This is a genomic window from bacterium (assembly GCA_035295165.1).
Lineage (GTDB): Bacteria > Sysuimicrobiota > Sysuimicrobiia > Sysuimicrobiales > Segetimicrobiaceae > JAJPIA01.
Map to the genome: position 1 here is coordinate 1 of DATGJN010000094.1, position 21627 is coordinate 21627.

Genomic DNA, 21627 nt, shown 5'->3' on the forward strand with positions numbered 1-21627 from the left:
TTCACCTGCTGGGCGATGAACTCCGCCACCTCGTCGGGGAGCTGGACGTCCTCGAGCGAGGCCTTGCGCTGCAGGATCGCCACCTTGGTCTCGAGGTCCGGCGGCTGGATGTCGGCGATCAGCCCCCACTCGAAGCGGCTGCGCAGACGCTCCTCGAGCGTCGGGATGTTGCGCGGCGAGGAGTCGGAGGAGAGGATGATCTGCTTCTGGCTGGTGTAGAGCGTGTTGAAGGTGTGGAAGAACTCCTCCTGCGTGCGCTCCTTGCCCGCCAGAAATTGGATGTCGTCGATGAGCAGGACGTCGACGTTTCTGTAGCGGTTGCGGAACTCGACCATCTTGTCGTCGCGAATCGCGTTAATCATCTCGTTCGTGAATCGCTCCGACGAGACGTACATCACGCGTGCCGCCTGTTTGTGGGCGAGGACGTGGTGGCCGATCGCCTGCAGGAGGTGTGTTTTGCCGAGGCCCACCCCGCCGTAGATGAACAAGGGATTGTAGGCCCGCGCGGGCGTTTCGGCGACCGCGAGGGCCGCGGCGTGCGCGAAGCGGTTTCCGCTTCCGACGACGAACGTGTCGAACGTGTATTTGCTGGTGAACGACGGTGCCTCGAGGTACGGTGGCTTCGGCGACTGGACCTGCACCTCCCGCGACACCGGGGTGTCCTGCACCGTCGCCAAGTCGATGTCGGTGTCCGCGACGACGAAGCGGACGTCCACACCGTGGGTGAGCACCTCGCGCAACGTTTCCGCGATCAGGCCACGATACCGGCCCTCCAGCCACTCCTTGGCGAACAGGCTTGGCACCGAGAACACGAAGACGTCCCGCTCCAGCGTTACCGGGCGCATGGCCTTGAGAAACGCTTCGAAGCTCGGCTTGCTGAGTTGGCTCTCGATCCTGGTCAGTGCCTCTTGCCAGACTTGGCCGACGGCGACGCTCTGTGCATCCATGCAGGGTCCTCCTGGCACGCCCACCACTCGGCGGGTCGCGCATCAAGGCTTGAAGACGTTATCCAGGTACGCGATTCCCTCTTCGGTGAGCGTCCGCTTGCCCGTGCCGCGAGACGCCAGCAACTGCAGCCGCTGGAGCGACGCCAGTTCCCTGAACGCCGTGCTCTGGCTCACCCCGAGTTCCTTCGCGATCGTCGACGGCCCGGCCGATCCGAGTTCCGCGATCAGCAGAAGCACCTTTCGCTGGCGGTCGGTCAGACGCGCCGGCGGCGCGGCGGGTTCGACCGGCGCGGGCGCCGGGATCACGGGTTGTGCTGGCGCGGCGGCGCGCGCCGGCCCAACGTGCAGCGTCACGACCGTTCCCCGATCGAGGTTGTCCTCGATGGAGATGGCTCCGCCCAGAAACTCGAGATGCTCTTTCGCAACGGGCAGTCCTGAGCCGACGCCCTTGATGAGCTCGCGCATCTCTCGGGTGGCGGTGGTAAACCCCGGTTTGAACGCGTGTTCTTTGTCCCGAATACCCGGTCCCTGGTCGGAGATCCGGATGGTGTTTCCCTCGTCCATGATTGAGACGACCGCGTTCTGAAAGAACGCGTGGATGAGATTTTCCACGATCTCCTTGATCACCACAAACGGGATGCGGCCACCGCGCTCGCGCGCGTAGTCATAGGTGCGCGCCGCCAACTCGCCGACCAATCGATTGAAGTCCTCCGCAGAGAATGAAACGACCTGGGGCGGCGCCGCCGGAGAATCATAAATCGCCATACGGACTTCCGGCGCATTTGCCGACTCCTCGGGCTCTATTCGCTGGTGGGACACGAGCCGCAGGAAGAAGTCCTGCATCACTCCCCCTCCCCGCGTGCATCGACGCTAATTGGCTGCACCATCATGCTGTCCTTCCGCGATCGCGAAACGGGTGAACGTTTCGGGACATGCCGTTGACGTGCCGTGAAGCGACCAGCATTGTGGAGAGATGATCGTTGAGTTTCTACCGTTTCCGCCGGACGTCAGCGAGCCGAAGCTCGCTCGGATGCCGTTAGAATTGGACTGTTGGGAGGTGCTTCCTAGGTTATCCACAGGTGTGGAAAAGATTGTGGATAGCTTGGCAAGTTCCTCCTCTTGATGACCGGAGGACCCGATGCACAGCGAGATCGAGATCGTATCGCCCTTCTAAGTTGCAGGGGCGGGACGAGGATGTGGATAATTGGCGGAGATATCACGAGGTTATCCACAGAAACCTGTTCGGGCTGAATTCATTCGGCATTTCACTATCCTACCCGTTTCCGTTGTTATTTCGGGTTTCCGCGTCAGAGAGGGCATGACCAAGTCCGTCGCGGTGGACGAGGGCGTCGAAGGGCCCCTCTGGTCGGTCTCGAGTGCGATGTGTTGTTGTGCCCACCCGCCGGGATCTGTGCGGCCATCGCGGCGACGCGTGTACGTCCGGTCGAGGTGGCGGGGGCGAACATCGCGGTCGTTGCGCGGATCATCTCGAGCTGGCGCGCGACGGTCGGGAGAATTCGCGGCCGTCCCAAGCGTTCGGAAGGCTCGAAGGTACCGGGCACACGCCGGGGAGGCACCCCGGCGCGGATGCGAGGTCACGCGTGCGGAGCCTGCGAAGGAACAGAGACTGGGCCGCGCTGCAACGGGCTGATGGTACGACGATCGTCCCCTCCGTAACACTTTGCGTGATTTGATTCGGCGCGTTGAATGGGGCCGCACTCGTATGCTATAGTCTAGCAAGGTGTCGGCGACCTCGCACACGCGGGGCGCCGATCTGAGTCATGGGAGGGGGCGGCTCGGTGAAGCGCACATTTCAACCGAACCGCCGGCATCGGAGCAAGACGCACGGCTTCCGTGTGCGCATGCGCACGCCCGGGGGCCGGAACGTGTTGCGCCGGAGACGGCTTCGCGGCAGGCGCCGTCTCGCGCCGGCGTAAGAGAGGGAGGCGGCGGCCTGGCAGGCGCCGGCTCGTCACGCACGCCGGGTGCGCGTGAGGACGGGCGGCTCTCACGCCGCTCGGACTACGCGAGGGTGTATCGGGAGGGACGGCGGTACTCCGGTGCGGCGTTGGTGTTGTACGTCAGGACGGGCGACACTCCGCTTCGGGTGGGCATCACCGCCGGCAGGAAACTCGGTGGAGCGGTAGAGCGCAACCGCGCGAAGCGGAGACTGCGCGAGGCGTTCAGGCGGCTCAAGGGCCGCCTTTCTGATCGCGGCGACGTGGTGATGGCGGCACGGTCGAAGGCCCTGAACGCTTCGTTCTCGGAGATCGTCGCGGAGATGGAGACACTGTGCGCGGCCGGTCGGCTGATGCGTGAACGTGAGAGATGACGCGGGCGACTCGGATGGTCGGGATCGGGTTCATCCGGTTGTACCAGCGATGGGTCTCGCCGTACACGCCGCCGTCTTGCCGATTCTACCCATCGTGTTCGGAGTATGCAATTGAGGCGATCTCTCGCCACGGCGTGCTGCGGGGCGGATGGCTCGCACTGAGGCGGTTGCTGCGTTGCCACCCCCTGCATCCCGGCGGATATGACCCGGTGCCCTGATCTCGGGATCACCCGCCGGGACGAGGAGGCGCGGTAGGTGCAGTTCCTCAATCCTATCATCGACGCGCTCCACAGCGTCCTTAACGTGTTCTATGGGTTCACCCATGATCTGACGCTGTCGATCGTGCTGATGACGCTGGTGGTCAAGCTGATTCTCCATCCCCTCACCCGCATCCAGTTGAAGTCGATGAAGGCGATGCAGGTGCTGGCGCCGCACATGGAAACCCTCCGGCGGAAGCACAAGGACGATCCCAAGGCGCTCAACCAAGAGATGATGGCCCTGTATCGGGCGCACAACGTTAACCCGATGATGGGGTGTCTTCCGATGGTCGTGCAGATGCCCATTCTGTGGGCGTTGTTCCGGTTACTCTACACGAAGAATCTGTTCGGCAACGCGACGCTGGACGGGCTGTCGTGGCTGCGGCTCGACGAGATCCCGAGCCGGATGTACGGGCAGTTCGCGTCGCACCCGCAGATGCTCTTCGTGCTGATCATCCCGGTGTTGGTGGCGGCGACGACCTGGTATCAACAGCGCATGAGCGTGACGGACCCGCAGCAGGCGAAGATGTTCGTGTTCATGCCGATCATGGTCGGTTACTTCGCGATGCTGTATCCGGTCGGGCTGTCGATTTACTGGATCGTTTCCACGATGGCGTACATCGGAGAGTACTATCTCGTGGTCGGCAAGCCTCACCCAATGGTGAGCGCGCCGCCCAAATCCCAGACGGCTGGTGCGGCCGCGCAGGGTGAGGACGGATCGGCCGCCGGGAAGTCGAAAGCGCCCGGGACCCCCAAGGCATCCGGCGGGGGCGGCCGGCGGCCGGCGGTCGCCCCAGGCAAGAAGGGGGCGAAGCGCGCGTGAAGTCCGCCGAGGGATCGGGCCGCACGGTTGAGGAAGCGATTCGCGACGCGCTGCGTGTGCTCGCCGTGAAACGGGACGAGGTCGACCTCATGGTCCTCGACGAGGGCAGCCGCGGCGTGCTCGGTCTCGGCGCGCGCGAAGCGCGGGTCCGGCTCACGCTGCTGTCCGCGGAGGGCGAGCCCGACGACGTCGTCGAGCCCGAACCCCGGCCCGGCGAGGCCGGCGCCGAGGACGATCCGCTCGCAGCGGCCCGGAGCGTGACATCCTCGATCATCACCGCGATGGGGTTCCGCGGTGTGCTCAAGGCGCGCGAAGAGGAAGGCGCGGTCCTGGTCTCCGTCACCGGGGAGAATCTGGCGCCGTTGATCGGGCGGCACGGGCAAACCCTGGAGGCGCTGGAGATGCTCGTCAACATGATCGCGTCGCGCCGGCTCGGGCGCCGCGTTCCAGTGATCGTGGACGTCGAGCGGTACCGCGAACGGCGCCGGGACGCTCTCATGTCGCTGGCACGCCGGACGGCCGATCGGGTTCGCCGTTCCCACGAGCCGGTGGCGCTCGAGCCGATGTCCGCGGCCGAGCGCCGCGTGATCCACACGGCGCTGGCGGGCGACGCCGGCGTCGCCACGCACAGCGAAGGCGAGGGCGTCGAGCGACACGTGATCATCGATCTGAGGGGCGCGGGCGCGGCGTCTGAGGCGGCCGATTTGCCGCCCGCCGCCGGGGCGCAACCCGACGTCCTCGAAGGCTCGGATCCGTCGGGCGACCCCGAGCCCTAGGAGTACGGCGCGCCGCATCATCGAGGCAGGCGCGGCCGCCGTCGGTCTCGACCTGTCCTCCAACGACCTCGCATCCCTCGAACGGTATCTTGACCTCGTCGTCGCGTGGAGCGGCCGGCTCCGGCTCACCGGCGCCCGGACCCGGGAAGATGCCGCGCGCGTGCTCGTGGCGGACGGCCTCGACGTGCTCCCCGCGCTTCCGGCCGCCGGCGCGATCGCGGATCTCGGAAGCGGTGCCGGGATTCCGGGGATCCTCATTGCGCTGCTGCACCCTAGCGCGCGCGTGGTGCTCGTGGAGGCGTCGCGGAAGAAGGCCGGGTTTCTCGGGATCGCCGTGCGTGAGCTGGGGCTCGCAAACGTTGAAGTTGCCTGCGCCCGCGCCGAGCAGCTCGGACGCGATCCCGCCCACCGCGACCGCTACGACGCGGTGACGGCGCGGGCCGTCGCGGATCTCCGAGTGCTCGCGGAGTACGCGCTCCCGTTGCTTCGCGTCGGGGGTATCGCGGTGTTTCCGAAGGGCGCATCGGCGTCCCGGGAACTCGCCGCCGCGGCCCACGCGCTCGCGGTGCTGGGCGGAGTCGCCGCCGTGCGAGCCACCGAGTTCTCGCGGTCGTCCTCGATCGTTGTCGTGCGCAAGGCATTCGCCACACCCGCCGAGTATCCGCGGCGGCCCGGGCTCGCCGAGCGGCGGCCGATCGGGTGAGCATCTCCCATGGACGCGGCCTCGGCGCGCGGCGCCGGGGGCTGGTGGAAGGTGGATCGGCGTTCACATAGTTATACATGTAGATGTCTAACTTGGATATTCGTATATCCATAGTTTCAAGTGTTCATATGTTCATATGCACCCTCGTTGGTTGCGATACCCTTTGATCACACCGTCCGGGTTGTCCCCAGATCATTCGCGCCGATGCGCTGCCTAAACGCCGGCCGTCGTGAACATGGCAATGTGTGGGAGGTTTTCCTCAAGATTCCTGATCACGTGTCGTGATAGTTGGTTCCCGAATGCCGCCGTGGAAGGAGTTTGTGTGGTCTTGGGGAACTGGTGATCGATACACGGTCGCGCTCGAACCACATCGTCGCAGAATGGAGTCACGACTCACACGGGCCACATCTTCGCGATCGTCAATCAGAAGGGCGGCGTCGGGAAGTCCACCACCGCCATTAACTTGGGTGCGTCCGTCGCCCACCTCGGTAAGGATGTCCTGCTGGTCGATATGGATCCTCAGGGGAACTCCACGAGCGGCGTCGGCGTCGACAAGTCCAGCCTGGAAATCACGACGTACGACGTGATCACGGGATCGGCGACAGCGGACATCGCCATCGTCCATACCAGCATCGCGGGATTGGACATCCTGCCGTCCGACGTTAGGCTCGCGGGTGCCGAGGTGGAGTTGGTCTCCCAAATCGCTCGAGAGACGAAGTTGCGCACCGCCCTCAGGAACATCGAACCGCGATACGATTTCATTTTCATCGATTGTCCCCCGTCGCTTGGGCTGCTGACGGTCAACGGCATGAGCGCGGCCGAGAGTTGCCTGATCCCTCTCCAAAGCGAGTTCTACGCCCTGGAGGGGCTGGCTCAACTGATGGAGACGGTCGCGCTCATCAGACGGCATGTCAATCCCTCTCTCGGTGTGGCGGGGATCGTGCTGACAATGGTCGATCAACGTACGAAGTTGTCGGAACAGGTGGCCGCGGATGTTCGCGCCCACTTTCCCAACCTCGTGCTCCAGACAGAGGTTCCGAGGAGCATACGGCTCGCCGAAGCGCCGAGCTATGGCCAGCCTGTCTCGTCGTACGCTCCTGGATCCAAGGGGGCCAAAGCGTACGCCGCGCTCGCGCGGGAGCTGCTGGCACGGTTGGGGACGCCGATCGAGAACGAGACAGCGAGTGGGGATGGGGCTCAATCAGGGGAGCCGCATGCGGAGCCTCTTGGGCGAGAAGAACCTCAGCCAGAACCCGGACCGCGAGAAGAACCTCAAGCAGACCCGTCCGTAGACGAGACCAGGCCGGAGCAGGATCCCGTCGCACAATTTGTTGACCATCGAGGTGACACGCAATGATGAAACGCGGGCTTGGGCGTGGGCTTGGAGCGTTGATCCCAGGAGTGGCCGATCAGGACCAGCCGTCCGGACCGACAGCGGAGATTGATATCTCCACGCTCTCCCCCAACCCATACCAACCTCGCCGAGAAGTCTCCGGGGAGGCATTTGACGAGCTCGTCGCGTCCGTGAGGCGGCATGGCATACTCCAACCCATCATCGTCAGGCGATCGGGCTCAGGGTACGAGATTGTCGCCGGGGAACGGAGATGGAAGGCCGCTCAGGCGGCCGGGATCACGACGATCCCGGCGGTTGTCCGTGATCTGCCAGATCGCGAGATGCTGGAGCTGGCGCTCATCGAGAACCTCAGAAGGGAAGACCTCGACCCGATCGAGCGGGCTACGGCATATCGCAGACTCGGCGAAGAGTTCGCGATGACCCAGGAGCAAATCGCCGAAGTGGTGGGCGGGAGCCGGCCGGCAGTCACGAACTCACTCAGACTGCTTGAGCTTCCCTCCGAGATCCAATCGGCCATAAGTGCCGACAGAATCTCCGAAGGGCACGGCCGCGCGCTGCTTATGATTCAGTCGACCGGCGCCATGCTCGACACTTGGAGAATCATCGAGGAGAAGGGATTATCGGTCAGGGAGACAGAGGACCTGGCGAAGGCTTGGGTCCGGAATGTTTCACGTGAAACACGGCGGCGAGGCCCAAGGAAGCCGAACCCTCAACTCGTCGATCTCTCCATGCAGCTCGGGGAGCGGTATTCCACAAAAGCATCAATCGTGCCGATCGGGAAGAAAGGCACCATTCAACTTAGCTATTACTCCGACACGGATCTGGAGCGCCTGATCGATATCTTGCTCAGATGAGCATCTAGACAGTCGTTACGAACTCCGACTCCTGAGGTCTGCCGCGTTCTTGGTCTTGCAGCCTTCCGATTGCGGCGGCCAGTCTCTTTACTCCCTCCAAGATCACGTGCTCGGGTTTGTCGGCGAACGACAGGCGCAACCCGTTCGGTGGCGGGACATGTGGGAGAAAGAGATCCCCAGCCCCGCACGCAACCCCCTCCTTCAGGCCCTCCTCGAAGGCCTCTGACGCCGAAACCGGCTTGGGAAGGTTGATCCAGAGATTGAATCCGGCGTCTGGGTGGCTCCAGGTGATATCGGGCGGCATGAACGTCTCAAGCGCCCGAACCATCGCATCTCTGCGTTTCCGGTACACGCTTCTTGCCGTTTCGAGATCGCGCAGATACAGCTTCGACGACAAATACCTCCACAACGTCCGTTGGATCAGCGTTGGTGTGAATCGGTCCGCCACCGACTTGGACTCGGCGAGGCGGCTCATGACGATCCCATGCGCGACGAGGCCGCCGATACGGAGCCCGGGTACCACCGTCTTTGAAAACCCCTTCACGAAGATCACGTGGCCGCCGGTGTCGAACGCCTTCACCGACGGAGGTGCGTCCCCATCGTATGTGAACTCGCTGCAGCTGTCGTCCTCGAGAACAAGGATATTGTGCTGCTTGGCCAGGTCAGCGAGGCGGCGCCGCCGGTCCTCCTTCATCGTCGTCCCAGTGGGGTTCTGGGCGGTCGGGATGGTGTAGATCATCCTCGGCCGGAATCGCTCCACGAGCGTTGCCGCGATGTCAACCCGCATGCCTCGAGCATCGACCGGAACGCCGATCAGCTTCGCTCCTCGCCCGTCGAAGATGTCCAGGGCCGTGAGAAACGTTGGACTCTCGACCAGCACATAGTCGCCAGGACCAAGGAACGTCCTTGCGACGAGATCGATCGCCTGCTGCACCCCGGACGTGATGAGGATATCCTCTGGCCTGGCCGGGATGCCTGCGGAGCTGCAGTGAGCGGCGATCCACGTGCGGAGGTTCGCATCGCCCCCCGGGCTGCCGTACTGCATGTAGCGCGGATCCTCAACGGCCATGGCCCTGTGCCACAGTCTGCCGATTGCGCGGACCGGAAAGAGCGTCGGGTCAGGAGTGCCGCTTGCGAGGGAGATCACCTCTGGTCTTCGAGCCGGCTTCAGGAGGGCCTGCATCGCCGAGATGCGAGGCGCCTTTAGGTACACAGGAAGCGATGTCTGCCACTCACCGTCGCCAGACACCAGCGAATCTGGTTCGACCTGGTCGGTGCTGTGCACCGCGGACGAACTCCCGACGAATGTCCCGCGACCGACTGAGGCATGCACGAGCCCGTCGGCGGTGAGGGCATCGTACGCCTGCACAATCGTGATCAAGCTTACACCCAATTCCTTAGACAGGACACGCACGGATGGCAGTTTGGCGCCTTGCTTGAACTCGCCATTCCGGATGGATCGTGCTATTGCCGCGTGGATCTGGCGGTACAGCGGCTGGTCGGCGTCTCTCTTCAGGTCGATGGTCAACACCCGGCTCCTTTGATATATCTAGTTACACGAATAGTGTACATAGGAATATTGACATACTCCAGGCTCGAGTTATACGAAATATAGCAATGCTCTGGGATCGAGTCAACAGGTGTCACTATAAACATATAGGTGCGCCAAGAGGATGACACGCGACGAGGCATGGCAGTTGTTGACGGAGCACACGAGCTCGCCGAACCTCCTGAAGCACATGCTCGCAGTAGAGACCGTGATGCGGGCGTATGCGCGGAAGTTCGGAGAGGACGAGGAACCCTGGGGTCTCGCCGGGCTGCTTCATGACCTCGACTATGAGCGGCATCCGTCGCAGGATGCGGGCCACCCATTCGCCGGGGTCGAGCTGCTGAAGAGCCATGGGCTTGCGGAACCGATTTGCCGCGCGATCCTCTCGCACGCGGACTACAGCGGCGTGGCGCGCGAGACGCGGATGGAACGGGCGCTCTATGCCGCGGACGAGCTGTCGGGATTCGTGATCGCCGTCGCCCTCGTCCGGCCTTCGCGCGCGGTGACCGACGTGGACGTGACGTCGGTCAAGAAGAAGATGAAGGACAAGGCGTTCGCCCGCGGGGTGCGGCGCGAGGACATCGTGCGGGGCGCCGAGGAGTTGGGTGTTCCGCTCGACGAGCACATCGCGTTCGTGATCGAGGCGCTGCGGGCGATTGCGCCTCAGTTGGGGCTCGACGGACAGGGTTGACGGACACGCGCACGGCCGCGGTCCCCATGAACGAGTTGGGGCGCCGCGGGATCGGTGATGAGCGCGTCGTGAGTCAGACTGAGCGAACGGGAGGTAGCGGCATGGCGGATGTCGGCACGGTCAAACTGAAGCGGGGGCTCGCGCAGATGCTCAAGGGCGGCGTCATCATGGACGTGACGACTGCGGAGCAGGCGAAGATTGCGGAAGACGCGGGCGCGTGCGCGGTGATGGCGCTCGAGCGTGTACCGGCGGACATTCGCCGAGAAGGCGGCGTCGCCCGGATGGCGGATCCGCTGAAGATCAAGGAGATCATGGCCGCGGTGACGATCCCGGTCATGGCCAAGGTTCGGATCGGGCACTTCGTCGAGGCGCAGGTGCTCGAGGCGCTCGGCGTCGACTTCATCGACGAGAGCGAGGTTCTAACGCCGGCGGACGAGCGGTACCACATCAACAAGCACGTGTCCAAGGTGCCGTACGTTTGCGGTGCGCGCGATCTCGGTGAGGCGCTCCGGCGGGTCGGCGAGGGCGCCGCGATGATCCGGACGAAGGGCGAGGCCGGCACTGGCAACGTCGTCGAAGCGGTGCGGCACCTGCGCACGGTCCTGGACGGGATCCGCCAGTTGCAGGCCACGCCCGAAGAGGAGCTGATGACCGTCGCGAAAGAGCTCGGCGCACCGTACGAGCTCGTGCTGGAGACGCGGGCGCTCGGGCGCCTGCCGGTGGTAAACTTCTCCGCGGGGGGCATCGCGACGCCGGCGGACGCGGCACTGATGATGCAGCTCGGCTGCGACGGCAACTTCGTAGGGTCGGGAATCTTCAAGTCAGACGACCCGGCGAAGCGCGCGAAGGCGATCGTTCAGGCGACGACCCACTACAACGACCCAGACCTGATCGCGCACGTGTCCGAGGGCATCGGCGAGCCGATGAAGGGGCTCGACATCCGGAAGCTGCCCGAGGGCGAGCTCCTGCAGACCCGCGGCTGGTAACCCTCGGGCCGCGAGCTGCGGAGACACGGACAGTGAACGTCGGCGTGTTGGCGCTTCAGGGAGACGTCATCGAGCACCAGAGAATCCTCCGGGGTCTCGAGGTGGAGGCCCCGGAGGTCCGGACCGTGGCGCAGCTCGAGCGGGTGGACGGGTTGATCATCCCGGGCGGCGAGTCCACGACGATCGGCAAGTTGATGGTGGAATACGGCCTCGATCGGTCGATCCCGGCGCGGGTCCGGCAGGGGATGTCGGTGTACGGGACCTGCGCGGGGATGATCCTGCTCGCGCGCGCCGCGCACGGAGGAGAGCCGCCGCTGCTCCGCCTGATGGACATCACCATCCACCGCAACGCATACGGCCGTCAGGTGGACTCGTTCGAAACCGATCTGGATGTCGCCGCGTTCGGGCCGCCGCCGCTGCATGCGGTCTTCATCCGGGCGCCGGTGATCGAGGAAGCCGGCGCCGGAGTGATCGTGCTCGCGTCGTTCGACGGCAAGCCGGTGCTCGCGCGACAGGGACCGCTCCTGGTGTCGTCGTTTCACCCGGAGCTCGCCGCCGACATCCGGGTGCACCGTTACTTCCTGGGCATGATTCGCGACGCGCGCAGCCCGAACTAGTGTGTACCGCATCGTCACCGGGGTGGGATGCCCTGTAGGGCTCGCAAGTACATGATCTGTCCAGCGTGGTAGATGTCGTGGGTTGTCGTTCGGACGAGACGCATCGCTAGCGGCTGCGTCCACCCGCCTTTGTACCAGGCGATCCGCCTCGCGAGGCCCGCGTCATCGAGCGCCTTCGCCCGGGTCAGGAACTCGGAGGAGATGTGGAGCAGGGTGTCGCGGTCGCGGTCCCAGTCAGCGTCGCTTCCGGAGACCTCTTGCCAATCGCCGGCGGCGAGCTGCGTCCCGTTGGCCGGATTCCCATCCCACGCCTCGAGCACTCCGCGCTTCCAGCGAATCAGATGGCGGACGATCTGCCAGATGGAATGTCGTGCGGGAGCGGGTTTCCACGCCGCCTGTGCGGCGGTCAGACACCTGAGGACCCCGCTGAGCGGTGGCTGCCATTGGACGGTCTCGTCGTACAACGTGGTATGCACGTGATCGACAACGAACTCCTTGAGTGTGGGTGCTCCCTCGGGGTTCATCTCCACCCTCCGTCGTGCGGCGTCTCTCCGCCCGGCTGAACGTTACATGGCGCACCGGTCGCAACGCCCGTGCACGATCAGGGCGGCTCCCCGCACATCGAACCGCCGATCGGCGCGTCGAACCAACGGCATGAGGACGCTGGGGTCAACGGGCAGGTCCACCACGCGCCGGCACACGTCGCAGAAGAGGTGTCCGTGAGGAGCCGTGTTCGGCTCCCATCGCATCGCCCCTACCGGTAGCGGTATCGGCGCGAGCAGCCCGAGTTCGGCGAGTTCGTGGAGGATCGCATACACGGTCTTGAGCGCGAGCCGGGGCACCCGATCCCTGAGGCGGGTGTGGAGCTCTTCGGCCGTGGGATGACCATCAGCGTCCTCGATGGCGTGGAACACGGCCATACGTTGGGCCGTGATACTTCGGCCTTGCGCGCGAAACGCGGCTACCGCCCCGCTGGTTGAGAATCGTGCCACGGAAATTGCCACCGTTTTACCTACACCAGACCTTTACGAACGCGCGCGGGGTCGTGTGCAGCAAGGCCGCTGCGTCGTTGGCTCGAATCAAGGCTTGACAGCCTTTCTTGACCATATCACTCTAGAATCTGTTCGGCAAGCCTAACATAGACGATTCCAACGGCTGTTCGAGCGCAATGCGCGCAAGAGGAGGTCGGTGATGCGAGCTCCTGGTCCAGGAGCCCGGGCGGCGTTGATGACGCTCGCCGCCATTTTCGTGATCGGCGTATTCGTGTGGTTGGCTGTCACGGCGGGCGGGGCTCCGGATCCGACCGCGAAACATCTCACCCCTGCCGCGGCCGCCGTCGACACGGGGGTCCTGGTGTTCCGGGAAGGTTTGGAATCGATCCTGGTGCTGTCGGCGATCACGGCGAGCCTGTCGCGCGCGCGGTCCGGCTGGGGCCGCCCTGTGACCGCAGGGGCGGGGGTGGGGTTTCTGGCGACGATCGCCACGTGGTTCGTCGTGGTCGCCATCCTCTCGGACGTGAACGCACCGGAACTGGACCTGCAGGCGGCGACCGGCCTGCTCGCTGTGGTGATCCTGCTGATCATCATGAACTGGTTCTTTCACCGGGTCTACTGGACGGGGTGGATTACCCACCACACCCGGACCGAGCGGGCGCTCCTCGAGCGTCCGGGGACGCCGCCCGCCGTGGTGTTCCGGGGCCTCGCGTTGCTCGGCTTCGCCTCGGTGTACCGGGAGGGGTTCGAGGTCGTGCTGTTTCTCCAGAGCCTGCGCCTGCAGGTCGGCGGACACATGGTGCTCCTCGGCAGCCTGATCGGCGTGGGTCTGACGTTGCTCGTGGCGTGGCTGAACTTCTCGTCTCACTATCGGCTCCCGTATCGGAAGATGCTGGTGCTCACCGGCATTCTGCTCGGTGGCGTGTTGGTCGTCATGGTGGGCGAGACCGTCCAGGAGATGCAGCAGGCCCATTGGCTCGCGACGACCAAGTGGCCCGCCTTCGATTTGCCGAACTGGATGAACGTCTGGTTCTCGCTGTACAGCAGTCTGGAGAGCCTCACGGCGCAGGCCCTGACCGTGGCGGTCGTCGTCGGCTCCTACTTGGTGGCCGAGTACGCGCGGATCCGGCGCCCCCGCCGGCAGGCCGCGGCCCGAACGCCGGAGCCGGCGAACGTGCCCTGACGGCGCGGTAGAGGGTTCGGCGCCAAGCGGCGCTGTGAACTGCGATCGCGTTGAACGGCTGGTGGGGACATTCGGGGACCCGACGTCTGTGTCCCGGCGGTATCCGATGAGCCACAGGGTGGGCGAGATCCGCAGCGAATGAATGCGCGCACGGGCTGTGGCGCGCGCCGGATGGCGTGCCGCCGGGCGGAGGCACGGATGACCGTACGCGTGGAACCCGTGGAGCTGGTCGGCGAGCATGCGGCGCTGGTGCCGATGGAGGCGTCGCACGTGGACGCACTGTACGAGGCCGGCCGCGCCGCGGAGATTTGGCCCTACATGCCGATCCAGGTGGTCACCGTCGACGACATGGCCCGGCTCGTCAGCGAGGCGCTGCGGGCGCGCGACACGGGCCTCGAGCTCCCGTTCGTGATCGTCACTCCCGGCGACGGCGGCGTGGTCGGGAGCACGCGGTTCCTCGACATCACGCCGGCGCATCGGGCGCTGGAGATCGGGTGGACGTGGCTGAGCCCCGACGTGTGGCGCACGCCGGTCAACACCGAGTGCAAGCTCCTGCTGTTGCGCCACGCCTTTGAGGCCCTCGGCATGATCCGCGTCCAGCTGAAGACCGACGGCCGGAACGAGCGATCCCAGCGGGCGATCGAACGCCTCGGCGCCGTGCGCGAGGGGGTGCTCCGTCACCACCGCATCATGCCGGACGGATACCTGCGCGACTCGGTCTACTACAGTATTCTGGTGGAAGAATGGCCGGTGGTGCGGGCCCGTTTGGAACGGTCGCTCGGTCGCCGGTGAGGCGGGCGCGGCTTGGCCGCGCCCACGCCTCCGACGGTCGAGACCGCGTCGCGGAGGCGCCGGAAGGGTTCCGGCGGCGCTGCGCGCAATGAGCTTCGCCGTACACCCCGGCGCCGTCGTTTTCGGACGGCGCGATAGGGAGATCTCGGCGTGGGCGTCGACACCAGGTCTGGGTGCCGGATCTCGAACGCGCGTGGGCGCCGTATCGCGACGGGGCGAGCCGTCGCGACACGGTGTGCACCGGATGGGAGGCCTGAGATGCTGAAGGGACTGACGCGGCGCGAGTTTCTGAAGACCGTGGGGGTAGGTGCTGCGGCTGTCGGCGCGGGAGGCGGGCTGTCGGTGACCGGCGCCTCGCCGGCGACCGCGCAGGCGGTCCGTGGCGGCGTGATTCACGTCGCCACCGACGCCGAGCCGGGCACGATCGACTGGCAGGCGTCCACCGCGACGGCGACACGGCTCGTCGCCTGGCACTACGCCGAGGGGCTGTTCGCGCTCGATCGGAACTACGAGGTCAAGCCGCTGCTCGCCGAAGGATACTCGGTCAGCCCGGACGGGCTCAAGTACACGATCCGCCTCCGGCAGGGGATCAAGTTCCACAACGGCCAGCCGGTGACGGCGGACGACGCGGTCGCATCGCTCGAGCGGTGGGGCAGGCTCGGAGGCGCGCCCACGTTCAAGGCCATCAAGGCGCTCCGGAAGGTCGACGACCATACGCTCGAGATCGAATTGGCGCGCGTCTTCACCCCGCTGCTCACCAACATCGGCGACCCGAAGCAGTCCGCGGTGATCATGCCGAAGAGCGTCGCCGACGCGGCCGGGGACAAACCCGCGACCGTGTACATCGGGACCGGACCGTACATCGTCAAGGAATGGGTGCCGGGGCAGCGGATCGTTCTCGGTCGCAACCCTGCGTACGTGTCCCGCACCGAGAACTGGGGCGGGATCACCGGGCGCAAGGTCGCCTACGCGGATGAGATCCAGTTCTCGTTTGTGGCGGATCCTCAAGTGCGCCTGGACGGCGTCTCCACCGGGCAGTACGATTTCGCCGTCGAGCTCGAGCAGGACATGTACGCTAAGATCAAGAGCACGCCGCAGCTGACCGCGGACGTGGTGAAGGTGTTCAGTTGGACCGGCGCCGTGTTCAACAAGGCGCACGGCGTCTTCCAGGACGTGCGGGCGCGCCAGGCGGCGCTCTACGCGATCAAGCCGGCGGATGCGATGGCCGCGGCGATCGGGCCGAAGACCTTCTGGCAGCTCGACCCGGGGCTGTTCTTCCCGGAGCAGAAGGGCGTGTACAGCACCGCGGGTGCAGACATCTACAACCATCAGAATCTCGACAAGGCACGCACGCTGCTCAAAGAGGCCGGGTACAATGGCCAGAAAGTCTTGATGATGTCGACGAAGGACTACACGTGGAACTACAACACCGCGCAGGTGTTGACCCCGCAGCTCCAGGCCGTGGGGTTCAATGTGGACTCTCAGGTGTTCGACTGGCCGACGCTCCTCAGCCGGCGCGCGAAGCAGGACCAGTACGACATCTTCCTCACGGGCTTCTCGCCGTCGATCGACCCGACCGCGATCATCTTCTTCGGCGCCTCGTGGCCGGGCTGGTACAAGAGCCAGACGCTCGACGGCCTGCTCACGAAGTGGAGCGAGACGCCGGTCACCGACGCGGCGGGGCGAAAGAAGTTGATGGACCAGATCCAGACGACGTTTTACGCGGACGTGCCGGTGGCCAAGATCGGCAACTACTTCGGGCTCGAGGCGTACAACAACCAACACCTTCACGGCTACACGTCGTACTTCGACGTGCGCTTCTGGAACGTGTGGGTGACCCGGTGAGGCGGACCACCGCGGAGCGCTAGCGACGTGTCGCCGCGATCCGGCGACGGCGAGGGCGGGGGCGGACCGCGGTTCCCGCGTGCGGACGCACGCCGCCCGGGAGCCGTAGCAGCGCGCGTTGCCCGCGCACGCGATCGCGCGTCTCGGGCCCGGCGGGTTCGCGGGGCGGGGTAGCGTGGCAGGGTATGTCGCCGGGCGCCTCGCCGCGTTGATCCCGGTCCTCCTGGTTGTCGGGACGACGCTCTTCGTGCTGCTCCACCTGATCCCCGGCGACCCCGCCGCGATCATCCTGGGCCCGGACGCCAGCGCGGCCCAGGTCGAACAGCTCCGGCACGCGATGGGCCTCGACCGCCCGCTCCCGGTGCAGTTCGCGCTGTGGTTCGAGCGCCTGCTCCACGGCGATCTCGGCCGCTCGATCTTCCTGCGGGAGCCCGTGCTCAATGCGATCTGGCAGCATCTGGGGCCGACGGCCGGCCTCACCGCCCTTGCCGAGGGGCTCGCGCTCGCGGTCGCGATTCCGTCCGGCGCCATCGCCGCCTGGAAACAGGATAGTCCGTACGACCAGGTGTTCATGCTGCTCGTTCTCGTCGGCGTGTCGGTGCCGTCGTTCTGGACGGGGTTGAACCTGATCGCCGTGTTCGCCGTCGCGCTGCGGCTGCTGCCGGTGGCGGGTTACGTCTCGCCGTCGCAGGGCGTGGGACCGTGGTTGGCGAGCCTGATCCTGCCGGCGACCGCGCTCGCCTTCACGCAGGCGGGGTTGATCGCCCGCATCGCGCGCGACGCCACGATCGACGTGCTGCACGAGGACTACATCCGCACGGCGCGCAGCAAGGGCCTCTCCGACGTGCTGATCCTCGCCCACCACGCGTTTCGCAACGCGCTGATTCCGACGCTGACCGTCATCGGCACGAGCCTGGCGGCGCTCCTCGGCGGCGCCGTCGTGACGGAGACCGTGTTCGTTCTGCCGGGGATCGGGAACCTCATCGTGCAGTCGATCAGCCGGCGGGACTATCCGGTGATCGAGGGCGTGGTGCTGTTTGTCGCGCTCGTCTACGTGCTGCTCAACTTGGTCGTCGACCTGCTCTACGCGGCAATCGACCCGCGGATTCGCTACTAGCGCGATGCGGCTGTTCCTGCGCGCGCTCCTGAGACGCCGGCCGCTCGCTGCGGCGTCGCTCGCGATCCTCGCGGCGATCGCGCTGGCCGCATCGGTGTCGCCCTGGCTGCCGCTGCCGTCCGCCACCCAGCTCGACGTGGAGCACCGCCTGCTCGCGCCCGCCGCGGCCCACCCGTTCGGCACGGACAACTTTGGGCGGGACGTGCTGTCCCGCGTGATCGCGAGCGGCCGGGTGTCGCTCCTCATCGGCCTCGCGGTCATGGCGCTCAGCACGATCGCGGGCACCGCCGCGGGCCTGGCGGCCGGGTACTACCGTCGGGTGGACGCGGTGCTGATGCGCCTGCTCGACGGGCTGCTTGCGTTTCCGGCGCTGCTGCTCGCGATCGCGCTGGTCGCAGCGCTCGGCGCGAACGCGCGCGACGAGGTGATCGCGATCGCGCTCGTGTTCTTCCCCCGGACGGCCAGGATCGTCCGCGCCTCGACGCTGCAGCTCAAGGAGCGCACGTTCGTGGAGGCGGCCGTGGCGCTCGGCGAGCACGACGGCCGGATCCTCGTCGTGCACATTCTCCGCAACTGCGTTGCGCCGCTGATCGTCCAATCCACGTTCGTGTTCGCGGAGGCGATCCTCGCAGACGCCGCGCTGTCGTTCCTCGGGCTGGGCGTCCGCCCGCCGACGCCGACCTGGGGCAACATGCTCGACGACGCCCACGTGTACGTCGCCACCGCGCCGTGGTTTGTGTTCTTCCCCGGGGGGGCGATCGTGCTGACGGTCTTGTGTCTCAATTTGGTCGGCGACGCAGTGCGCGACCTTGCCGACCCGCACGCGATCGCGCGCCGGCGCGGCCGGGCGCGCGCCCGGCAAGGAGTTCCCGAGCCGGCGCAAGAATAAGTGGCCATCGGGCTGTGCCGCGCGCGGCACGGCACTTTGTTTCCGGAAGGGCCGATCTCGTGTCTCACCCGCTGCTCCTCGCCGCCACCGGCGACGCGCTCATCACGAAGCACATCGGCGAGTCCCGCGATCCCGCGTTTCACGCGCTCGTGGCGCTGCTGCGCTCCGCGGACGTCCGCTTCACCAACCTCGAGGGCACCTTGCACGACTATCTCGGGAGCCCGCAGGCCGCAAGCGGCGGGACGTACGTCGTGGGCTCGCCGCGGATCATCGACGATCTGAACGCCATGGGGTTCAATCTCTATGCCGCCGCCAACAACCACATGGCGGACTGGGGCGAGGGCGGCCTGCTCGGCACGATGGACACACTCGACCGCGCGGGGGTCGTCTACGCCGGGATTGGGCGGCACCTCGCGGAGGCGCGGTCTCCAGGATATCTCGATGTCGCGGCGGGCCGCATCGCGCTGATCGCGCTCACCAGTTCGTTCCCCCCGCACGCTCCCGCAGGGGAGCAGCGGCCGGACTGCCAGGGCCGGCCCGGGGTCAACCCGCTGCGGCACGAGACGACGATCACCGCGAGCCGCGAGACGGTGGCGCAGCTCGCCGCGATCCACGAGCGGCTGCATCTCGGCGCCGGGCGAGCCCACTCCGTGCAACTTGGCTTCCAACGTCCCGACCCCGACGGGGTCGCGACCCTGTTCGACCACAAGTTCCGCGTCGGTGCGCCGGAGGGCGTGCGCACCAGCCCGCACGCCGGGGACCTCGCGGCGAATCTCCAGTGGATCCGCGATGCCCGCCGCCAGGCCGATTGGGTGTTCGTGAGCGTGCACGCCCATGAGATGGCCGGGCACGAGGTCGAGGAGCCGGCAGAGTTCGTCACCACCTTCTGCCGGGCGGCGGTGGACGCGGGGGCGGACGCCGTGCTCGGTCACGGGCCGCATCTGCTGCGCGGCATCGAGATCTACAAGGGCAAACCGATCTTCTACAGCCTCGGCAATTTCATCTTCCAGAACGAGGTGCTCCAGCGCCAGCCGGCCGACTTCTACGAGCGGCTCGGGCTCCCTCCGACGGCGACGCCGGCCGACCTGTTCGATGCGCGCGGCGCGAGGGGCGGGTTCGCGGTCGATCCCAGGTACTGGGAAGCGATCGTGCCGGTGTGCCGGTTCGACGGGGGCACGCTCGAGGCGATCACCCTGTACCCGGTCACGCTCGGACACGGGCTGCCGCGGGCGAGGCGGGGATCACCCGTCCTCGCCGGAGGCGAGACGGGGCGCGCGATCGTCGAGCGGCTGGCGCGGATGTCCCCGGAGTGCTCGATCACGTGGCACCCGGACGGTAGCGCTCAGCTTCGGTGGTAGCTCGGGACTTCGTTCCGGCGCTCGACGATCTTGCGGTGCGCTCACCCGCCGCCTCGGCGCGGATCGCGCGCCGCGCCGGCGGGCCGCTGTGCTACGCTCAACTCGCCGGCGCCCGCGCCACCGGCCAACGGCGGGCGTCGCGGTGGCGGCGTGAAGATCCTCGCGGTCAGCGATGAGGTCGACGAGCGCCTGCTGGCGGACCCGCCGTCGCCTGCCGTGGCGGGCGTGCGCCTGATCCTCTCCTGCGGTGATCTTCCCGCGGACTACCTCGAGGAGTTGTCCGATCGGTACCGGGTGCCGTTGCTGTACGTGCGCGGGAACCACGACCGGCGGTACCACGAGAGCCCGCCGCCCGGAGAGAACATCGAAGGACGCCTCGTCAAGATCGCCGGGCTGCGCATCCTCGGCTTCGAAGGCTGCATGTGGTACAACGGCGAGGGCGTGCAGTACACTGAGCGGGAGATGTGGTGGCACGTGCTGCGCGTCCGTCCGGCGGCGTGGTGGGCGGGCGGGGTGGACATCATCGTGACGCACGCCCCGCCGTTCGGGATCCACGACGGACAGGACCGGGCCCACGTCGGGTTCCGCGCGTTTCGCGCCGCGCTGTGGCGGTTTCGGCCGCGCTACTTCGTGCACGGCCACAACCATCTGTCCTACGTCGCAAAGGGGGCGCGCGTGACGGTCTTCGATGACACTCAGGTCGTGAACGCGTTCCGATCGGTCGTGCTTCCGCTCGAGGGGGCCTCCAGGTGATGTCGCCGCGCCGATTCAAGGAGTTCGAGGAAGTCCAGCGGTCGCTGGGCGCCCTCACGGCGCGTCCGCTCGGGGTCATCCAGGTGCCGCTCGACGAGATCGTGGGCAGCGTGGGCCGCGCGCGCTACTTTCCGCAGGGGCTCCGCGCCGGCAGCGGTCTGACGCCGTCCCGGGTCAAACGCCTGGTCGCGGCGCTCGACCACGGTGAGGTGTTGCCCCCGGTGCTGCTCTACCGGATCGGGCACGAGTACTTCGTCGCGGACGGCCACCACCGCGTGGCGGCGGCGAAGCTCGTTGGCGCCCGCGACATCGACGCCGAGGTCGTCGTCTACCTGCCCGAGGCCAAGCGGCCCGAGGATGTCGTGGGGCGGGAGCGATTGTTGTTCGAGCAGCGCACCGGCATCACGACGATCGTCCTCCACGAGGTCGGCCAGTACCCGAAGCTCCAGCGGTGGATCGAGGACGTCGCGAAGCAGCGCGGTCGCGGGTCGCTGCGCAGTGCCGCGCGAGAGTGGTACACGCGCGTGTACCTGCCGGTGATCCAGGACCCCGCGTTCAAGCGCCTCCGCCGGTTCTTTCCAGGGCGCTCGCCGGGGGACGTGTTCGTCTACCTCGGCGACCACAAGTGGATCATGAGCAGGGCCGCGGGAAGGGACGTCGGCGTGCGAGCGGCGATGGAGAGCTTCGAGCGCGGCCTGGACGAGCACCAGGAGCCGCACGGCTTTGCGCGGTGGCTGGAGGGACTGTTCTCCCGAGGGCCGCGCGCGAAGCGGGGCCGCTGACGCGCGAGCGCCCGGCTGCGATGGACG

The 21627-nt window shown here is 66.6% G+C and carries 24 protein-coding genes; 19 read left to right on the forward strand and 5 right to left on the reverse strand.

Features of this window, described 5'->3' with window-relative positions; translation table 11 throughout:
- Both dnaA and VKZ50_16480 read right to left on the reverse strand, forming a co-directional pair.
- A partial coding sequence (dnaA, locus tag VKZ50_16475; GenBank protein ID HLJ61322.1) for a chromosomal replication initiator protein DnaA occupies positions 1-947 on the reverse strand: 947 nt, incomplete at its 3' end.
- A 42-nt stretch (positions 948-989) separates the two neighbouring features.
- Positions 990-1790: an ATP-binding protein gene (locus tag VKZ50_16480; protein HLJ61323.1), complete on the reverse strand. Its 801-nt coding sequence runs from the start codon at positions 1788-1790 to the stop codon at positions 990-992.
- 956 nt (positions 1791-2746) lie between these two features.
- On the opposite strand from VKZ50_16480, the gene rpmH reads away from it, so the two are divergent.
- The 8 genes from rpmH (at position 2747) to VKZ50_16520 (ending at position 8046) form a co-directional block, all read left to right on the forward strand.
- Positions 2747-2884 carry a 50S ribosomal protein L34 gene (gene rpmH, locus VKZ50_16485; GenBank protein HLJ61324.1) on the forward strand — a complete coding sequence of 46 codons (138 nt, stop codon included), beginning with the start codon at positions 2747-2749 and terminating at the stop codon, positions 2882-2884.
- Positions 2885-2901: 17 nt separating this feature from the next.
- Complete coding sequence (gene rnpA / locus VKZ50_16490) at positions 2902-3279, forward strand: ribonuclease P protein component (protein HLJ61325.1); 378 nt, start codon at positions 2902-2904, stop codon at positions 3277-3279.
- Positions 3276-3497, forward strand: coding sequence for a membrane protein insertion efficiency factor YidD (yidD, locus tag VKZ50_16495; protein HLJ61326.1), 222 nt, complete (start codon positions 3276-3278; stop codon positions 3495-3497). The genes rnpA and yidD overlap by 4 nt, the downstream gene beginning before the upstream one ends.
- Before the next feature lie 37 nt (positions 3498-3534).
- Positions 3535-4359 carry a YidC/Oxa1 family membrane protein insertase gene (locus VKZ50_16500; GenBank protein HLJ61327.1) on the forward strand — a complete coding sequence of 275 codons (825 nt, stop codon included), beginning with the start codon at positions 3535-3537 and terminating at the stop codon, positions 4357-4359.
- Positions 4356-5135: an RNA-binding cell elongation regulator Jag/EloR gene (gene jag, locus VKZ50_16505; protein HLJ61328.1), complete on the forward strand. Its 780-nt coding sequence runs from the start codon at positions 4356-4358 to the stop codon at positions 5133-5135. The genes VKZ50_16500 and jag overlap by 4 nt, the downstream gene beginning before the upstream one ends.
- Positions 5136-5187: 52 nt before the next feature.
- On the forward strand, positions 5188-5838 hold the full coding sequence (gene rsmG, locus VKZ50_16510; protein HLJ61329.1) for a 16S rRNA (guanine(527)-N(7))-methyltransferase RsmG: 651 nt from the start codon (positions 5188-5190) through the stop codon (positions 5836-5838).
- 415 nt (positions 5839-6253) lie between these two features.
- Positions 6254-7195: an AAA family ATPase gene (locus tag VKZ50_16515; GenBank protein ID HLJ61330.1), complete on the forward strand. Its 942-nt coding sequence runs from the start codon at positions 6254-6256 to the stop codon at positions 7193-7195.
- Complete coding sequence (locus VKZ50_16520) at positions 7192-8046, forward strand: ParB/RepB/Spo0J family partition protein (GenBank protein HLJ61331.1); 855 nt, start codon at positions 7192-7194, stop codon at positions 8044-8046. Before VKZ50_16515 ends, VKZ50_16520 begins: the two co-directional genes overlap by 4 nt.
- A 4-nt stretch (positions 8047-8050) precedes the next feature.
- Here the strand turns inward: VKZ50_16520 and VKZ50_16525 are convergent, their stop codons facing one another.
- Positions 8051-9574 carry a PLP-dependent aminotransferase family protein gene (locus tag VKZ50_16525; protein HLJ61332.1) on the reverse strand — a complete coding sequence of 508 codons (1524 nt, stop codon included), beginning with the start codon at positions 9572-9574 and terminating at the stop codon, positions 8051-8053.
- A 145-nt stretch (positions 9575-9719) separates the two neighbouring features.
- On the opposite strand from VKZ50_16525, the gene VKZ50_16530 reads away from it, so the two are divergent.
- From VKZ50_16530 to pdxT, 3 genes are all read left to right on the forward strand, one after another.
- Positions 9720-10286 (forward strand): HD domain-containing protein, encoded by a 567-nt coding sequence (locus VKZ50_16530; GenBank protein ID HLJ61333.1) that lies wholly within the window; start codon positions 9720-9722, stop codon positions 10284-10286.
- 101 nt (positions 10287-10387) lie between these two features.
- Positions 10388-11272 (forward strand): pyridoxal 5'-phosphate synthase lyase subunit PdxS, encoded by an 885-nt coding sequence (gene pdxS / locus VKZ50_16535; protein ID HLJ61334.1) that lies wholly within the window; start codon positions 10388-10390, stop codon positions 11270-11272.
- A gap of 32 nt (positions 11273-11304) precedes the next feature.
- The gene (pdxT, locus tag VKZ50_16540) at positions 11305-11889 is read left to right on the forward strand and encodes a pyridoxal 5'-phosphate synthase glutaminase subunit PdxT (protein ID HLJ61335.1); all 585 of its coding nucleotides are present in this window, start codon (positions 11305-11307) and stop codon (positions 11887-11889) included.
- A 14-nt stretch (positions 11890-11903) separates the two neighbouring features.
- Here the strand turns inward: pdxT and VKZ50_16545 are convergent, their stop codons facing one another.
- Entirely contained in the window at positions 11904-12413 is a 510-nt protein-coding gene (locus tag VKZ50_16545; protein ID HLJ61336.1) for a DinB family protein, read from the reverse strand.
- Between the two features lie 42 nt (positions 12414-12455).
- Positions 12456-12881 (reverse strand): transcriptional repressor, encoded by a 426-nt coding sequence (locus VKZ50_16550; GenBank protein HLJ61337.1) that lies wholly within the window; start codon positions 12879-12881, stop codon positions 12456-12458.
- 199 nt (positions 12882-13080) lie between these two features.
- Here VKZ50_16550 and VKZ50_16555 point away from each other — a divergent pair, with 199 nt between their 5' ends.
- The 8 genes from VKZ50_16555 to VKZ50_16590 all read left to right on the forward strand — a co-directional run bounded on the left by VKZ50_16555 (position 13081) and on the right by VKZ50_16590 (position 21600).
- Positions 13081-14064, forward strand: coding sequence for an FTR1 family protein (locus VKZ50_16555; GenBank protein ID HLJ61338.1), 984 nt, complete (start codon positions 13081-13083; stop codon positions 14062-14064).
- A gap of 198 nt (positions 14065-14262) precedes the next feature.
- Positions 14263-14856, forward strand: coding sequence for a GNAT family protein (locus tag VKZ50_16560; GenBank protein ID HLJ61339.1), 594 nt, complete (start codon positions 14263-14265; stop codon positions 14854-14856).
- Positions 14857-15114: 258 nt separating this feature from the next.
- Positions 15115-16701, forward strand: a complete 1587-nt coding sequence (locus tag VKZ50_16565; protein ID HLJ61340.1) for an ABC transporter substrate-binding protein — start codon at positions 15115-15117, stop codon at positions 16699-16701.
- Between the two features lie 175 nt (positions 16702-16876).
- Complete coding sequence (locus VKZ50_16570; protein ID HLJ61341.1) at positions 16877-17818, forward strand: ABC transporter permease; 942 nt, start codon at positions 16877-16879, stop codon at positions 17816-17818.
- Positions 17819-17822: 4 nt separating this feature from the next.
- Complete coding sequence (locus tag VKZ50_16575; protein HLJ61342.1) at positions 17823-18707, forward strand: ABC transporter permease; 885 nt, start codon at positions 17823-17825, stop codon at positions 18705-18707.
- A gap of 59 nt (positions 18708-18766) precedes the next feature.
- Positions 18767-20065: a CapA family protein gene (locus tag VKZ50_16580; protein HLJ61343.1), complete on the forward strand. Its 1299-nt coding sequence runs from the start codon at positions 18767-18769 to the stop codon at positions 20063-20065.
- Positions 20066-20215: 150 nt separating this feature from the next.
- Complete coding sequence (locus tag VKZ50_16585) at positions 20216-20818, forward strand: metallophosphoesterase family protein (GenBank protein ID HLJ61344.1); 603 nt, start codon at positions 20216-20218, stop codon at positions 20816-20818.
- A complete protein-coding gene (locus tag VKZ50_16590; GenBank protein ID HLJ61345.1) occupies positions 20818-21600 on the forward strand; it encodes a DUF4032 domain-containing protein in 783 nt (260 codons plus the stop codon). The genes VKZ50_16585 and VKZ50_16590 overlap by 1 nt, the downstream gene beginning before the upstream one ends.
- Positions 21601-21627: the final 27 nt, after the last annotated feature.

What these genes read in the sequence shown, in the direction of transcription:
- VKZ50_16480 (HLJ61323.1), bottom strand. Translation starts at nt 1,790, where the DNA reads ATGCAGGACTTCTTCCTGCGGCTCGTGTCCCACCAGCGAATAGAGCCC.
- yidD (HLJ61326.1), top strand. Translation starts at nt 3,276, where the DNA reads ATGACGCGGGCGACTCGGATGGTCGGGATCGGGTTCATCCGGTTGTAC.
- VKZ50_16520 (HLJ61331.1), top strand. Translation starts at nt 7,192, where the DNA reads ATGATGAAACGCGGGCTTGGGCGTGGGCTTGGAGCGTTGATCCCAGGA.
- VKZ50_16530 (HLJ61333.1), top strand. Translation starts at nt 9,720, where the DNA reads ATGACACGCGACGAGGCATGGCAGTTGTTGACGGAGCACACGAGCTCG.
- pdxS (HLJ61334.1), top strand. Translation starts at nt 10,388, where the DNA reads ATGGCGGATGTCGGCACGGTCAAACTGAAGCGGGGGCTCGCGCAGATG.
- VKZ50_16545 (HLJ61336.1), bottom strand. Translation starts at nt 12,413, where the DNA reads ATGAACCCCGAGGGAGCACCCACACTCAAGGAGTTCGTTGTCGATCAC.
- VKZ50_16555 (HLJ61338.1), top strand. Translation starts at nt 13,081, where the DNA reads ATGCGAGCTCCTGGTCCAGGAGCCCGGGCGGCGTTGATGACGCTCGCC.
- VKZ50_16560 (HLJ61339.1), top strand. Translation starts at nt 14,263, where the DNA reads ATGACCGTACGCGTGGAACCCGTGGAGCTGGTCGGCGAGCATGCGGCG.
- VKZ50_16565 (HLJ61340.1), top strand. Translation starts at nt 15,115, where the DNA reads ATGCTGAAGGGACTGACGCGGCGCGAGTTTCTGAAGACCGTGGGGGTA.
- VKZ50_16575 (HLJ61342.1), top strand. Translation starts at nt 17,823, where the DNA reads ATGCGGCTGTTCCTGCGCGCGCTCCTGAGACGCCGGCCGCTCGCTGCG.
- VKZ50_16590 (HLJ61345.1), top strand. Translation starts at nt 20,818, where the DNA reads ATGTCGCCGCGCCGATTCAAGGAGTTCGAGGAAGTCCAGCGGTCGCTG.